Source organism: Microvirga lotononidis (assembly GCF_034627025.1).
GTDB classification, from domain to species: domain Bacteria; phylum Pseudomonadota; class Alphaproteobacteria; order Rhizobiales; family Beijerinckiaceae; genus Microvirga; species Microvirga lotononidis.
Genome location: NZ_CP141048.1, coordinates 1,359,398 through 1,373,647 on the forward strand (window position 1 = coordinate 1,359,398; position 14,250 = coordinate 1,373,647).

Here is a 14,250-nt window from a genome sequence, read left to right on the forward strand (position 1 = left end):
AAAACCGCCTGGAATCGCGGAAAATTGACCCTCTGCCCTGCCGAATCCGGCTATCCCAACGGCAGAAAATGGTAAATTTCCTTTAAAAATTATCCATTGTTTCATGGATAGATTGACATTATCGGAGCTTCGCACCTTAACTCCGTCACAGAACGGCCACGAGTAGAGCCGTCTCAGAGGACCTAGGTAATGAAAAAATCAGCCCTTTTCGCAGCCATCTGCGTTCCGGCTTTCCTGGCCGCCGCTCCGCTGGCCGCCAAAACCCTCGTCTACTGCTCCGAGGGCAGCCCGGAGAACTTCTATCCCGGCGTGAACACCACCGGCACCTCCTTCGACGCCAGCGAGCAGATCTACAGCCGCATCGTCGAGTTCGAGCGCGGCGGCACGAAGGTTCAGCCGAGCCTCGCCGAGAAGTGGGACGTTTCCGCTGACGGCACCGTCTACACCTTCCACCTGCGTAAGGGCGTGAAGTGGCACTCCAACAAGAACTTCAAGCCGACCCGCGACATGAACGCGGACGACATCGTGTTCATGTTCGAGCGTCAGTGGAAGGAAGATAATCCGTACTTCAAGGTCACCAGCCCGAACCACTCCTACTTCAGCGACATGGGCATGCCCAAGCTCCTGAAGTCGGTAGAGAAGGTGGACGATTACACCGTTCGCGTGACCCTGAACCAGCCCGAGGCCCCGTTCCTGGCCAACCTCGCCATGATGTGGGCGAGCGTTCAGTCGAAGGAATATGCCGACGCCATGTTGAAGGCCGGCAGCCCCGAGAAGATCGACCAGGAGCCGATCGGCACGGGTCCGTTCTATCTGGTCCAGTACCAGAAGGATGCGATCATCCGCTACAAGGCCTTCCCCGAGTACTTCCGTGGCAAGGCTGCCCTGGACGACCTCGTCTTCTCGATCACCCCTGACGCCTCCGTGCGCTGGGCGAAGCTCCAGAAGGGCGAATGCCACGTCATGCCGTACCCGAACCCGGCTGACCTCGAGGCCATGAAGAAGGACCCGAACGTCCAGATTCTCGAGCAGCCTGGCCTGAACATCGGCTACCTCGCCTACCAGACCACGAAGAAGCCCTTCGACGACGTGCGCGTCCGCAAGGCCTTCAACATGGCCATGAACAAGAAGGCGATCGTCGACGCCGTGTTCCTCGGCTCGGGCGTTCCGGCCAAGAACCCGATCCCGCCGTCCATGTGGTCGTACAACGACAACGTGAAGGAAGACGAGTACAACCCCGAAGCCGCCAAGAAGCTTCTGGCTGAAGCCGGCTACCCGAACGGCCTCGAGACGGACCTGTGGGCCATGCCGGTGCAGCGCCCCTACAACCCGAACGCCCGCCGCATCGCCGAGCTGATGCAGGCCGACCTCGCCAAGATCGGCGTGAAGGCAGAGATCAAGAGCTTCGAGTGGGGTGAGTACCGCAAGCGGGCCCAGGCCGGCGAGCACCAGATGGCTCAGCTCGGCTGGACGGGCGACAACGGCGATCCGGACAACTTCCTGCACACCCTGCTGGGCTGCGCCTCGGCAGAGAGCGCTTCCGGCTCGAACATCGCCAAGTGGTGCTACAAGCCGTTCGACGATATCGTCACGAAGGCGAAGGTCACGACCGATCAGGCCGAGCGCACCAAGCTCTACGAGCAGGCTCAGGTGATCTTCAAGGAGCAGGCTCCCTGGTTCACTGTGGCTCACGCCGTGCAGCTGAAGCCGATCCGCAAGGAAGTCGTGGACTTCAAGCTCTCGCCCTTCGGTCGCCACACCTTCTACGGCGTGGACATCAAGGGCAAGTAAGCTCATCCCTTCAACCTACGGCGGAGCGGCTCAAAAAAGCCGCTCCGCCTTTTTACGTTCAGACGATGCTCAGATTCATTTTCACCCGCGTCAGCCTGATCATACCGACCTTCCTCGGGATCACGCTGCTGGCCTTTTTCCTGATCCGCCTGGTGCCAGGCGATCCGATTGAAACACTTGCTGGCGAGCGCGGCATCGATCCTGCCCGCCATGAGCAGCTCCTGAAGGAATATGGCCTCGACCGGCCGATCTTCGTGCAATACGGGATCTATCTGTCCCGCGTCCTGCAGGGCGATCTCGGCAAGTCGATGATCACTCAGGAGCCCGTTCTCAACGAATTCTCGTCCCTGTTCCCCGCAACGGTCGAGCTGGCGCTCTGCGCGATCCTCTTCGCTCTCGTGATCGGGCTTCCGGCAGGCATCATCGCGGCTATCCGACGAAATTCGATCTTCGACCACGGGGTGATGGGCATCTCGCTGACCGGGTATTCCATGCCGATCTTCTGGTGGGGCCTCATCCTCATCCTGCTCTTCTCGGTACAGTTCGACCTGACGCCGGTCTCCGGCCGCATCGATGTGCTCTATTACATCGAGCCCATCACCGGCTTTCTCCTGATCGACACCCTGCTCTCAAATGAGCCGGAGGCCTTCTGGTCGGCGGTGAACCATCTGATCCTGCCTACCATCGTCCTCGGCACGGTGCCTCTCGCCGTGATCGCCCGCATGACGCGATCGGCCATGCTGGAGGTCCTGGGCGAGGATTACATCCGCACCGCCAAGGCCAAGGGCCTGCCCCGGTTCCGGATCATCGCCCTGCATGCCCTCCGCAACGCGCTTATTCCCGTCGTGACCGTGATCGGCCTGCAGGTCGGCGTGCTGTTCACCGGCGCGATCCTCACCGAAACCATCTTTTCCTGGCCGGGCGTCGGCAAATGGCTCATCGATGCCATCTTCCGCCGCGATTATCCTGTGCTCCAGGGCGGAGCGCTGCTGCTCGGCGTTGTCGTGATGAGCGTCAATCTTCTCGTCGACCTTGCCTACGGTCTCATCAATCCTCGTATCAGGCATACGCGATGACCACTGAAATCATGGAAGCCCCGGCCGTCGCAGCTCCGACGGCCACCCCTCCCCACCCGCTGCGCGAGTTCTGGAGCTATTTCAGCGCCAACCACGGCGCCGTCGCCGGTCTCGTCGTGATCGTCGTGGTGGTGCTCGTGGCGCTGCTCGCCGACGTGCTCGCCCCGCACTCGCCCTATATCACCGACACCACCATCGCCCTGAAGCCGCCGTTCTGGCAGGAGGGCGGCTCGCTCGCCTATCCGCTGGGCACCGACCCGATCGGTCGCGATATTCTCTCGCGCATGATTTACGGCGCGCGCCTGTCGCTCCTGATCGGCATCGTGGTGGTGACGATCTCCATCATCATCGGCACGGTTCTCGGTCTCGTTGCGGGCTTCTTCCGCGGCCTGACTGAGATCTTCATCATGCGCCTGATGGACATCGTCCTGACCCTGCCGAGCCTTCTGCTCGCCATCGTGATCGTGGCGGTGCTCGGGCCCGGCCTGATGAACGCCATGCTGGCGGTGGCCCTGGTGATCCTGCCGCATTACGTGCGCCTTGCCCGTGCGGCGGTGATCACGGAAACGTCGAAGGACTACGTGACGGCAGCCCGAGTGAGCGGCGCCAGCACGATGCGGCTGATGTTCAAGGAAGTGCTGCCGAACTGCACCGCTCCACTGATCGTGCAGGCCTCCCTCGGCATCTCGACCGCCATCCTGGATGCCGCCGCGCTCGGCTTCCTCGGCCTCGGCGCGCAACCTCCGTCGCCGGAATGGGGCACCATGCTGGCCGATGCCCGCGAATTCGTGCTCCGCGCCTGGTGGGTCGTGACCTTCCCCGGTCTCGCCATCCTGATCACGGTGCTCGCCTTCAATCTTCTGGGTGACGGCCTTCGCGATGCCCTCGACCCGAAACTGAAGAGGTCCTGATCATGGCGCTTCTTGAAATCGAGAACCTCGTCGTCGAGTTCCAGACCTCGGCGGGCATGTTCCGGGCCGTCGACGGCGTATCGCTCAAGGTCGACGAGCGCGAGGTCCTGGCGATCGTCGGCGAGTCCGGCTCGGGCAAATCCGTCTCGATGCTTGCCGTGATGGGTCTTCTGCCGTGGACCGCGAAGGTGACGGCCGACAAGATGGCCTTCAACGGTCGCGATCTTCTCGCATTATCCGATTCCGAGCGGCGCAAGATCGTCGGCAAGGACATCGCGATGATCTTCCAGGAGCCGGTCGCAAGCCTCAATCCCTGCTACACGGTCGGCTTCCAGATCGAGGAGGTGCTGCGCTTCCATCTCGGTCTCGGACGCCGGGAGCGGCGCGCCCGCGCGATCGAGCTTCTGACCGCCGTCGGCATTCCCAGCCCCGCCGAGCGCCTGAGCTCGTTCCCGCATCAGATGTCCGGCGGTCAGTGTCAGCGTGTGATGATCGCCATGGCCATCGCCTGCAATCCCAAGCTCCTGATCGCCGACGAGCCGACCACCGCGCTCGACGTCACGATCCAGAAGCAGATCCTGGACCTTCTCGTGAAGCTTCAGGCCGAGCATGGGATGGGCATGATCATGATCACCCACAATATGGGCGTGGTCGCAGAAACCGCCGACCGTGTCGTGGTCCAGTACAAGGGCCGCAAGATGGAAGAGGCGGATGTTCTGACGCTGTTCGAGAATCCGCGCAGCAATTACACGAAGGCCCTCCTGGCGGCATTGCCCGACAATGCGACGGGCGACCGCCTGCCCACCATTGCTGATTATTTCAAGGACGGAAGCGAGATCGCCGGAGCGGCCGTATCATGAGTGTTGTTCTCGAAGCCCGAAACATCGTCCGGGATTACCATGTCCCCGGAGGTCTCTTCTCCAAGGGGCGAACCGTCCATGCCGTCAAGGGCGTGAGCTTCACGGTCGAGAAGGGGAAAACCCTCGCCATCGTCGGCGAGAGCGGCTGCGGCAAGTCCACGCTCGCACGCATCCTGACGCTGATCGATCCTGCGACCTCCGGTGATCTCCTCATCCAGGGCGACAAGGTCGACATCGCGAAAGGAGACCTCACGAAGGACCTCCGGCGCGAAGTGCAGATCGTGTTCCAGAACCCTTACGGCTCGCTCAATCCCCGCCAGAAGATCGGCGACGTTCTGGGCGCGCCTTTGGTGATCCACGGCAACGTGCCGGCGTCCGAGCGCCGCGACCGTGCCATGGCGATGCTGAAGAAGGTCGGCCTGGGCGAGGAGCATTACAACCGCTATCCGCACATGTTCTCCGGCGGCCAGCGCCAGCGCATCGCGATCGCCCGTGCTCTGATGCTCAACCCGAGCCTGCTCGTTCTCGACGAGCCGGTTTCCGCGCTCGACCTATCGGTTCAGGCGCAGGTGCTGAACCTGCTGGCCGATCTCCAGGACGAGTTCAACCTGACCTACGTCTTCATCAGCCATGATCTGTCGGTGGTGCGCTACATCGCCGACGAGGTGATGGTGATGTATTTCGGCGAGGCGGTCGAATACGGCACCCGCGACGAAGTGTTCTCGAGCCCAAAGCACGACTACACGAAGACGCTCTTCGCAGCGACGCCCCGGGCGGATCCCGCGAGCATCAAGGCACGGCTGGCGCGGAAGAACGCTGCCTAAAGCGGATTTCACCCTTGTGGAATCAGCGTTGCTCTAGCGCATCGTGCTGACCCGTAGGCCACGTCAGTGAAAGTGGCCCCGGTCTTCCGCTCTCGACGATGCGCTCTTCCAAAGGTGGGGCATCACGCAGGCAACGGCAGTCGTTTGGCTGCCGTTGCCTCTTCGACAGCCGACGTATTGGCCGGTTCCGGCAGCTTCTCCTCGCCAGTTGCCGTTTTCAGGCATTGCACAACGGCATCCCTTAGGGACGACACGTAGTAATTGGCGCCCAGCGTGGCACGCATCGAGTCGCTTTTGAGGATCGCATCCTCCGCTGGCCAGAGACCGACCAGGGTCGGAGCCTTCGCCTTCTGCTTCAGGCGTCGCAGGAGATAGCGCAGGTGCGCCGGGGTGCCGCTGATCTCCAGATAGCTGATGCACACCATCTGCACGCCGGTCATGTCGAGATTGAAGATCTCCCGGCGCGACACGGCCGAATGGGGAATCACCCGGGTGCCGAGTCCATGCTTGTTCAGGAGTTGCGCCAGCATTTCCGATGCAGCCTCGTCGAGGGGGCCGCGGCCGGCGACGCACAGGATCGCTCCGTCCGCTCTCCAAGCCTCGGGGACGTTGGTGTCCGGCGGCATCGGCTGCGTGACCGCCGGCTCCTTGTTGTCGGGCTTCGCGCTCGCGGGGGATGCGACCGGCTCATCCTTGGTCTCGTGCGGGTGCGGCTCCACGTCGTCATGGGTACTGAGATCCTGCACCAGTGCCCGGATCACATCCTTGACCTGGTCGAGCTGGCGCTGGGTGAGAACGCCGCGCGTGGCATCGTTGGCCGCAAGCTGGAGGCCCCTGAGGGCAACTTCGTCGTAATAGGACGTCAGCGAGCGTTCCTTCAGCAGAAGTTCCGCCGAATCCAACGCCTCGTCCGGATCTCCGGCCAGCATGCGCTGGTAAAGGTTCTCGGCCGGCGTCAAAGCCGGCCTGTCGCCCAGCAGGACGTCGAGAAATTCGAGCCTCTCCACATGCCGGCCCAACACCACGAGGCAGAGGGTCAGGGGCGTGGCGATGAGAAGGCCGACTGGCCCCCAAAGCCAGGTCCAGAAGATCGCCGAGATGACCACCGAGAAGGGTGACAGCCCCGTGCTCTGGCCGTAGACGATCGGCTCGATCACGTGGCCCATGAGCGGCTCGCCGATCAGGAACAGCGACATGGCCATGAGGGCCATGGACCAGCCCGGATCGACGGCGGCGGCCAGGAGGATCGGCGGCAGGGCGGCGAGGAACGAGCCGATATAGGGCACGAAGCGCATGAGCGCGGCAAAGACGCCCCACAGGACCGGGCTCGGCACGCCGATAAGCCACAGCCCGATACCGGCGACGACACCGAAAGAGGCGTTCAGGGCGAGCTGGGTCAGGAAGTACCGGCTCAGCCGTCGCGCCGCATCGTCCATGGCCACGGTGGTGCGGTGGAGATCGCTCGCCCCGAACAGGCGGATCATCCGGTCGCGCAGATCCTCCCTTTGCATGAGGATGAAGACGAGCACCACGAACACGATGCCCATGGTGGCGAGCGGCCCGAGCACCGGCAGCAGTACGTCCCGGGCCATCTGGAACGGCGTCGGCTCCGGCTCGTGGACTTCGACCGGCAGCGGACCGGGGTTCTCGGCGGGTGTCGATGCCGGGGGCGCCGACGCGGCGGGCCTCGCAGGCGCCTGTTCCGGAGGAGGCTCCGCGACGGCGCGGTCGAAGCGGCGGCCGAAATCCTTCAGGAGGCTCGGCAGCTTTCCGAGCGTACCCTCACGAAGAGACCCGACCTTCGTTTCGATGGTGGTCTGGTAGCGTGGCAGGTCGCTCGCCAGGCCGGCCAATTGGAAACCGATCACCGCGCCGAGAGAACCGATGATCCCGAGGGCGACGAGCACGGCCACGATGACGGAGGGAACCCGCCCGAGACGCCACCGGCGCAGCACCTCGACGAAGGGAGCCAGCACGAAAGCCAGCAGGATCGCCATCACGACGGGCAGGAAGACTTCCCGGCCCACATAGAGGCCGGCGAGTACGACGACCCCGACGGCCAGGGTCATGAGCCCGGAGAGCCCAGGAACGGCGGGAGGCTCGATCTCCGTCTCCGAGGGAGGCAAGGTAGGAGGGCCAGGACGCATGTGAGGGATCTCTGCTGGGCCGCGAGACTCTCTCGCCGACCTGCAAACAACGTCTTGGGCGGCCAAACGATCCTTGAGCGTAACAACAACGCCCTGCGTCGGCGAAAGCTGGGACCTTTTGCCATCTCCATGCGCGGGAATCCGGTCCCATCTCATGGAGAACCCCGAGACTTAGCCCTCCATTGCCAGCCTTCCATGCCTCTCACCCGACGAACCCTCCTGATCGGAGCAGCCGTGGCTGCTTCTTCGACCTCTCATGCCCAACAGGACAAGCCGAACCTGATGCCCGTCACGACTCAACGAAACACCTTCAGAAGCGGAGGCCAAGCTATTGCCGTCGAGACCTTCCAACCGGCAGGCTCCTCGCCCCGCCCCACGGTCCTGATGCTGCATGGCGCCGACGGTCTGAGCTACAACGCGCAATATCGCGACGGCGCCCGCAATGTGGCGACGGCCGGGTACCAGGTTCACCTCGTCCACTATCTCGACCGAACCGGCGAGAAGCGGGCTTCCTTCGGCACCCTGTTCCAGAACTTTGTGCCGTGGATGGGCACGGTCCAGGATGCGCTCGCCTTCGCATCGGACCACCCGGGAGCCGACCCGCATCGCATCGGCATCATCGGCATTTCTCTCGGCGCGGCTTTGGGCCTTGCCGTCGCAAGTTCTGACCACCGCGTGAAGGCGCTGGTGAACTATTTCGGACCGCTTCCGCAGGGTGCGATCGCCACCACGTCCAGGTTGCCGCCGACCCTGGTCCTGCATGGCTCGGCCGATCCTATCGTGCCGGTGTCGAATGCCTATGCGGTCGAGGCGCTGCTGCGCCAGCAGAACGTGCCGCATGAGATCAAGGTCTATCCCGGCCAGGGCCATGGCTTCAGGGGCAAGGCGGAAGACGATGCCTCCGCGCGATCCCTTGCCTTCCTGCAGCGATATCTGGCCGGCGCGGACGCCTCCTCGGAGTCGAGGGCCCTTCCCGTCGGTGGGTGAGACGATTAAGACTTGCAACTCGACGATCATCAGGCAGGAGCGATCATGACGGTTTCAGACGCGGCTCTCGCAGGCAATCCCCTTCTCACGCCGTGGAAAACCCCGGTCGGGCTTCCGCCCTTCGAGGACATCGCGCCGGAGCATTACAAGCCCGCCTTCGACGCGGCGCTGGCCGAGCAGCAGAAGCAGATCGCAGTCATAGCCGAGAACGCCGAGGAGCCGAGCTTCGCCAACACCATCGAAGCACTGGAGAAAAGCGGTCAGGCGCTGAAGAAGGTCGGCGGCGTGTTCTTCAACCTGGCCGGATCGCATACCAACGACGCGATCCAGGCGGTGGAGCGCGAGATGGCGCCGATCCTAGCCAAGCACCGCAACAGCATCTTCATGAACGAGGCGCTCTTTCGGCGTGTGGCCGCTCTCTACGAAAGGCGCGCTGGCTTAGGTCTCACCCCCGAGCAGGCCCGTGTCCTCGATCGCTATCACACCATTTTCGTGCGCGCCGGCGCGCAGCTGGCACCGGAGGCGAAGAAGCGTCTCGCCGCCATCACCGAGCGGCTGGCCAGCCTCGGCACGCAGTTTTCGCAGAACGTCCTGGCGGACGAGAAATCCTATCAGCTGGTTCTCGACGGCGAGGCGGATCTCGAAGGTCTGCCGTCCTTCCTGCGCGAAGCGGCCGCGCAGGCTGCCGAGGAGCGCGGGCTGCCCGGCAAGCATGTGATCACCCTCTCCCGATCCAGCATCGAGCCCTTCCTGCAATTCTCCAAGCGTCGCGACCTGCGCGAACAGGCCTTCAAGGCCTGGGCGGCGCGCGGTGACAACGGCAATGCGACCGACAACAAGGTCATCATCGCCGAGACGGCGGCCCTGCGCGCCGAGCGCGCGAGACTTCTCGGCTACGAGACGTTCGCCGATTTCAAGCTCGCCGATACCATGGCCAAGACTCCAGACAACGTGCAAAAGCTCCTGAGCGACGTCTGGACGCCGGCGATCGCGCGGGCCAGGGAGGAGCGGGACGACCTGCAGGCTCAGGCCCAGTCCATCGGCGACAACATCGTCATCGAGCCATGGGACTGGCGCTATTATGCCGATCAGGTCCGCATGGCGCGTCACAATCTCGATGAGGCGACGATCAAGCCGTACTTCCGGCTCGACCGGATCATCGAGGCCTCGTTCGAGACGGCGAACCGCCTCTTCGGCCTCACCTTCAAGGAGCTGAAAGACTTCCCGCGCTATCACCCCGATATCCGCGCCTGGGAGGTGGTGGATGCGGACAGCAACCCCGTCGGGACCTTCATCGGCGATTATTTCGCACGTCCGTCCAAGCGCAGCGGCGCATGGATGAGCGCCTTCCGGTCGCAGGAAAGACTCACCGGCGACGTTCGGCCGATCATCGTCAACGTGATGAACTTCGCCAAGGGCGCCGCAGGCGAACCGTCGCTCCTGAGTTTCGACGATGCGCGAACCCTGTTCCACGAGTTCGGCCATGGCCTGCACGGCCTGCTCTCGAACGTGACCTATCCGCTGCTTGCGGGCACGGCCGTATCGACGGATTTCGTGGAGTTGCCGTCGCAGCTCTACGAGCATTGGTTGTCGCAGCCGGACATTCTGCGTCGCTATGCGACCCATTATCGGACCGGTGAGCCGATTCCGGAAGAGTTGCTCGCCCGCCTGATGGCGGCGCGCAATTTCAACCAGGGCTTCGCGACGGTCGAATACCTGTCCTCCGCCTTCGTCGATCTGGAGCTCCATCGCCAGAGGGATCTGAGCGCTCTCGACGTATCCGCCTTCGAGGCACGGACGCTGGACAAGCTCGGCATGCCGCGCGAGATCATCATGCGCCACCGCACGCCGCATTTCACGCATGTGTTCTCAGGCGACGGCTACTCGTCGGGCTATTACAGCTATCTCTGGTCGGAGGTTCTGGACGCCGATGCCTTCACGGCCTTCGAGGAAACGGGCGATGCCTTCGACAGGGATATGGCGGATAAGCTGAAGCGTTTCATCTATTCCGCCGGCAACCTGCGCGATCCTGCCGAAGCCTATACGGCCTTCCGCGGGCGCCTGCCCACGGCAGACGCGCTTCTCGCCAAACGTGGCTTGGCGCCTGTTGTCGAAGATGCGTGAGGAAATCAGACAGCGGGCCGCGAAAGCGGCCCGTCACGCCGTACCGGTCGCAAGCTCCCTCGACCTCTTGAGCGCGTAGAACCGAATCTTGACGATTCGCGATGTTTCTTTCGGAGGTGTTTCCGGCGCGGGCATGGGACGCAGGACGCTCTTCAGGAAAGCCGCTCCCTTCGGATCGATCTCAAGGGCTTTCGCATCGAGCACCGGCATGGGGTCTGTCCCTTCTTGGTTCGTGTTTCACCGGAAACGCAACGCCTACAAAGAAGAACAGCCTTCATCCGGCAAAGTTCCCATGGTCAGCGGGAGAACCGGAGCTCGCTGACCTGCCGGGAAACCTGCCCGGGCGGCAGGATAGACGATGGAAAGTGGGCATTATTGGGGCTGTCAGGGAAACGTTGCGGCTCCAGGCACAATCCGCCATGACGCCTGTAGCGGGCGCCCGCTAGGCCTTGGACGGGCATGTCGATCAGATGGCCGTCATAAAACTGGACGCCGGGTTCCGTCGTCCAAAGCTCCATGGAAAGCCCATTGGCGCGCGACGCCAGTGTCGCCGCATGACGCAGCTTCCCATAGGGCCCACGCAGGACATAGTTGATATCGTAGAGCGTATGCGCCGGGCCGTGGATCGGCCGCGCCGCCGTGAAGTCGTAGTCGGTGCCGGCCACCGCCGTGATCTCGCCCGTCGGGATGAGGTCGGGCCGGGTCGGGGTGATGTAATCACCTGCGATCGTCAGCTCGTGCGAGGAGATATCGGGACTGCCGTCGAGGTTGAAATAGCCGTGGGTGGTGAGGTTCACCGGCGTCGGCTTGTCGGACGTTGCATCAAGCTCGATCCGCAGGCGCGATGACGGCAGGAGCGTATAGGTGCAGGTCGCAACAAGGCGTCCCGGATAGCCCATGTCGCCGTCCTCCGACACAAGGCTCAAGGTCACGCTGGAGGGCGTATGGTCGAGGACGCTCCAGAGCCGCGAACCGAAGCCCTTGGCTCCGCCATGAAGCTGGTTTTCGCCCTCGTTGGCATCGAGTTGGTAGGTCGTGCCGTTCAGATTGAAACGCGCCCTTCCAATGCGGTTGCCATAGCGCCCGACGATCGCGCCGAAGTACGGGGAATGGGCGACGTAGTCCTCGATGGAGTTGAGGCCCAGAACGACCCGCTGGGAACCGCCCGCCACCGGCACGATCAGGTCCCGCACCACGGCGCCCCAGGTGAGAACCTTCGCCTCCATGCCGTCGGGTCCTTGCAGCGAGACCTGCAGCACATCCTGCCCGTCGAGGGAGCCGAAACGTTCGATCGTCATGCGTCCTACCCCTCGAAGATATGGGCCTTCAGGCCGCGGATGCCGCCGGTCTCGACCTTGAAGAGATGGCCCGCCATCGGGTCGATATGGGGATCGTGGCCGATGGCTGCCGTGGTGATGTAGAGCGTGGTGAGATCGGGCCCGCCGAAGGCGCATTTCGTCACCTGGGCCGTGGGAACGGGCACGATTCGCTCCACGGACCCATCCGGCGCGAAGCGGGTGATGCGCGAGGCTCCCCAGTGGCAGACCCAGACGTAGCCCTCCGCATCGACCGCCATGCCGTCCGGGTGAGCCCATCCTTCCGCGAAGCGGACGAAGGGACGCGGCTCGCCGATCCGGCTCCCTTCCGCATCCAGAACGTAGACCGTGCCGTCGATCGTGTCGGTCGCGTAGAGCCGCCGCCCGTCCGGGCTGAAGGCCGGGCCGTTGGTGACGATGATGCCGGAATGGAACTGGGTCAGCTCCCTGCCGTCCCAGCGCCAGAAGGCTCCGGAGCCTTCCTTCTCCTCGTCGTCCATGGTGCCGAAATAGACGGCCCCGTCCGGTCCCACATGGCCGTCGTTGATCCGGTTGTTCGGCTTGTCTTTGTCGGGCGACACGATGGGCTGCACCGCGCCGGTCTTGAGATTGAAGCGGGCGAGGCCCGACTTGAAGCCGGCGATGACCACATCCTCGTCGGGCGTCAGGGCGATGAAGCCGATCCGTTCCGGCGCATCGACGCGGTAATGCTCCCTCGTGTCCGGGTGATACCGCCAGACGCCCGGGTTCTTGATGTCGACCCAGAACAGGGTGTCGGACCGGTGGTCCCAGACGGGCCCCTCGCCTAGGACGCAGGCGCTCGCCACCGCCACATGGGGCGTTTCCGGATGCACGGCTGGATGTGTCATGTGTCTTCCCCTCGGGACAAGGTCTGTGCGCTTCCCCGCTCCTGCCGGTAACTCCGTCTAGGCCGGATGGGTCCCGTCACGCCGACGCGCTCCCGGCAATTCGATCCGCCAGGGCCACGAGGCTCAGATCGGACCCGGCAGGTCCCATGATCGACAGCCCCAGCGGCGCCCCGGACCGGGAAGCGAGCGGGATCGACACCTGGGGCAGGCCCGACAGCACCGACAGGCAGAGCAGGTTGAGGGCGTTGTTGCGGTAATCGTTCAGGGACGCGTCGCTCTCCGCGAGCAGCGGCGCAATGTCCGGCATGGACGGCAGGATCAGGACCGCGCCATCGGCCAGAAGCGCGCTGAAGCGCTTGCGGAAGGCCGCCCGGATGACCTGGGCCTCCGCGACCTGGGCATCTGTCACCGCCTTCGAGAACTCGAACCGGTCGGCCACGCCGGGCCCGAGCGGCGGGTGGTAGCGCTCGATCATGGGTCCGTCGACATTCCAGGCTTCCCGGCTCTGGATGTAGCGCATGGCCCAATAGAGCGCCGTGAAGCCTTCCGGCGCCACGTCGGCCGGCACGGGCTGTCCCAAGGCGGCTTCCGCCCGGCGCAGGGCAGGCGCGAGCGCATCCCGCACTTCCCGCTTGAGCAGGCCGAACGCATCCTGCGCCAGCAGCACCCTGGGGCTCTGCGGCAGGGGAGCGCTGTCGGGGCCGAGCAGGACCTCGCCGACACGCACGAAGGTGGCTCCGTCGCGGGTGAAATATCCACAGGTGTCGAAGGAGGGCGCCAGATCGTGGCAGCCTTCGAGGCTCACCCGGCCATGGGTCGGCCGGATGCCGAAGAGCCCGCAATGGCTCGCCGGCGCCCGGACGGACCCGCCCGTATCGGTACCGAGGGCGAAATCGCACGATCCGTTGGAAACGGCCGCCGCCGAGCCCGAGGACGAGCCGCCCGGAATGCGGTCGGGCGCGCCGCCGTTCACCGGCGTGCCGAAATGGGCGTTCTTGCCGCTCATGGAGAAGGCGAGCTCGTCGGTGATCGTCTTGCCGACGAGCCGCGCGCCCGCATCCAGGAGCTTCTGGACCGTCGGAGCCGTCCGGGACTTGATCCCGGACATGGCCAGCATGTGGGGCGACCCCGCGCTGGTCGGATAGCCCGCCACGTCGAACAGGTCCTTGGCCGCGAAGGTCAGGCCGGAGAGCGGGCCGCTCGGGGCGTGGGGGACGGGAACGGCCGGGTAAGGCATGAAAGCATGGGCGGGATCGCGGTCGAGGAGCATGGGTCCTGTCGGGGCTCTGAGGAACGAAGATGGCGAATGTGTCATTGCCTCCATGTTTCAAGCAAGGCAGGAATT

General features: G+C 64.1%; 11 protein-coding genes. 7 read left to right on the forward strand and 4 right to left on the reverse strand.

The features are described 5' to 3' along the window. The first annotated feature begins 189 nt into the window (after positions 1 to 189). The 5 genes from U0023_RS06410 (at position 190) to U0023_RS06430 (ending at position 5,462) form a co-directional block, all read left to right on the forward strand. Positions 190 to 1,791, forward strand: coding sequence for an ABC transporter substrate-binding protein (locus U0023_RS06410; RefSeq protein WP_009763162.1), 1,602 nt, complete (start codon positions 190 to 192; stop codon positions 1,789 to 1,791). 65 nt (positions 1,792 to 1,856) lie between these two features. After that, on the forward strand, positions 1,857 to 2,867 hold the full coding sequence (locus tag U0023_RS06415; RefSeq protein ID WP_009763161.1) for an ABC transporter permease subunit: 1,011 nt from the start codon (positions 1,857 to 1,859) through the stop codon (positions 2,865 to 2,867). After that, on the forward strand, positions 2,864 to 3,778 hold the full coding sequence (locus tag U0023_RS06420; RefSeq protein ID WP_009763160.1) for an ABC transporter permease subunit: 915 nt from the start codon (positions 2,864 to 2,866) through the stop codon (positions 3,776 to 3,778). Before U0023_RS06415 ends, U0023_RS06420 begins: the two co-directional genes overlap by 4 nt. A gap of 2 nt (positions 3,779 to 3,780) precedes the next feature. Then, complete coding sequence (locus tag U0023_RS06425) at positions 3,781 to 4,638, forward strand: ABC transporter ATP-binding protein (RefSeq protein WP_009763159.1); 858 nt, start codon at positions 3,781 to 3,783, stop codon at positions 4,636 to 4,638. Beyond that, positions 4,635 to 5,462 (forward strand): ABC transporter ATP-binding protein, encoded by an 828-nt coding sequence (locus tag U0023_RS06430; RefSeq protein ID WP_009763158.1) that lies wholly within the window; start codon positions 4,635 to 4,637, stop codon positions 5,460 to 5,462. Before U0023_RS06425 ends, U0023_RS06430 begins: the two co-directional genes overlap by 4 nt. Positions 5,463 to 5,584: 122 nt before the next feature. Here U0023_RS06430 and U0023_RS06435 read toward each other — a convergent pair whose 3' ends face one another. Further along, complete coding sequence (locus U0023_RS06435) at positions 5,585 to 7,609, reverse strand: AI-2E family transporter (protein WP_009763157.1); 2,025 nt, start codon at positions 7,607 to 7,609, stop codon at positions 5,585 to 5,587. A gap of 234 nt (positions 7,610 to 7,843) precedes the next feature. On the opposite strand from U0023_RS06435, the gene U0023_RS06440 reads away from it, so the two are divergent. After that, a complete protein-coding gene (locus U0023_RS06440) occupies positions 7,844 to 8,596 on the forward strand; it encodes a dienelactone hydrolase family protein (protein WP_009763156.1) in 753 nt (250 codons plus the stop codon). A gap of 45 nt (positions 8,597 to 8,641) precedes the next feature. Next, positions 8,642 to 10,720: a M3 family metallopeptidase gene (locus tag U0023_RS06445; protein ID WP_009763155.1), complete on the forward strand. Its 2,079-nt coding sequence runs from the start codon at positions 8,642 to 8,644 to the stop codon at positions 10,718 to 10,720. Positions 10,721 to 11,016: 296 nt separating this feature from the next. On the opposite strand, the gene U0023_RS06450 is transcribed toward U0023_RS06445, so the two are convergent. The 3 genes from U0023_RS06450 to U0023_RS06460 all read right to left on the reverse strand — a co-directional run bounded on the left by U0023_RS06450 (position 11,017) and on the right by U0023_RS06460 (position 14,175). Next, positions 11,017 to 12,018, reverse strand: coding sequence for an aldose epimerase family protein (locus tag U0023_RS06450; protein ID WP_009763153.1), 1,002 nt, complete (start codon positions 12,016 to 12,018; stop codon positions 11,017 to 11,019). A 5-nt stretch (positions 12,019 to 12,023) separates the two neighbouring features. Beyond that, a complete protein-coding gene (locus U0023_RS06455; protein ID WP_009763152.1) occupies positions 12,024 to 12,905 on the reverse strand; it encodes an SMP-30/gluconolactonase/LRE family protein in 882 nt (293 codons plus the stop codon). Between the two features lie 76 nt (positions 12,906 to 12,981). Next, positions 12,982 to 14,175: an amidase gene (locus tag U0023_RS06460; protein WP_009763151.1), complete on the reverse strand. Its 1,194-nt coding sequence runs from the start codon at positions 14,173 to 14,175 to the stop codon at positions 12,982 to 12,984. Positions 14,176 to 14,250 lie beyond the last annotated feature (75 nt).

What these genes read in the sequence shown, in the direction of transcription:
- U0023_RS06410 (WP_009763162.1), top strand. Translation starts at nt 190, where the DNA reads ATGAAAAAATCAGCCCTTTTCGCAGCCATCTGCGTTCCGGCTTTCCTG.
- U0023_RS06415 (WP_009763161.1), top strand. Translation starts at nt 1,857, where the DNA reads ATGCTCAGATTCATTTTCACCCGCGTCAGCCTGATCATACCGACCTTC.
- U0023_RS06420 (WP_009763160.1), top strand. Translation starts at nt 2,864, where the DNA reads ATGACCACTGAAATCATGGAAGCCCCGGCCGTCGCAGCTCCGACGGCC.
- U0023_RS06425 (WP_009763159.1), top strand. Translation starts at nt 3,781, where the DNA reads ATGGCGCTTCTTGAAATCGAGAACCTCGTCGTCGAGTTCCAGACCTCG.
- U0023_RS06430 (WP_009763158.1), top strand. Translation starts at nt 4,635, where the DNA reads ATGAGTGTTGTTCTCGAAGCCCGAAACATCGTCCGGGATTACCATGTC.
- U0023_RS06435 (WP_009763157.1), bottom strand. Translation starts at nt 7,609, where the DNA reads ATGCGTCCTGGCCCTCCTACCTTGCCTCCCTCGGAGACGGAGATCGAG.
- U0023_RS06445 (WP_009763155.1), top strand. Translation starts at nt 8,642, where the DNA reads ATGACGGTTTCAGACGCGGCTCTCGCAGGCAATCCCCTTCTCACGCCG.
- U0023_RS06450 (WP_009763153.1), bottom strand. Translation starts at nt 12,018, where the DNA reads ATGACGATCGAACGTTTCGGCTCCCTCGACGGGCAGGATGTGCTGCAG.
- U0023_RS06455 (WP_009763152.1), bottom strand. Translation starts at nt 12,905, where the DNA reads ATGACACATCCAGCCGTGCATCCGGAAACGCCCCATGTGGCGGTGGCG.
- U0023_RS06460 (WP_009763151.1), bottom strand. Translation starts at nt 14,175, where the DNA reads ATGCTCCTCGACCGCGATCCCGCCCATGCTTTCATGCCTTACCCGGCC.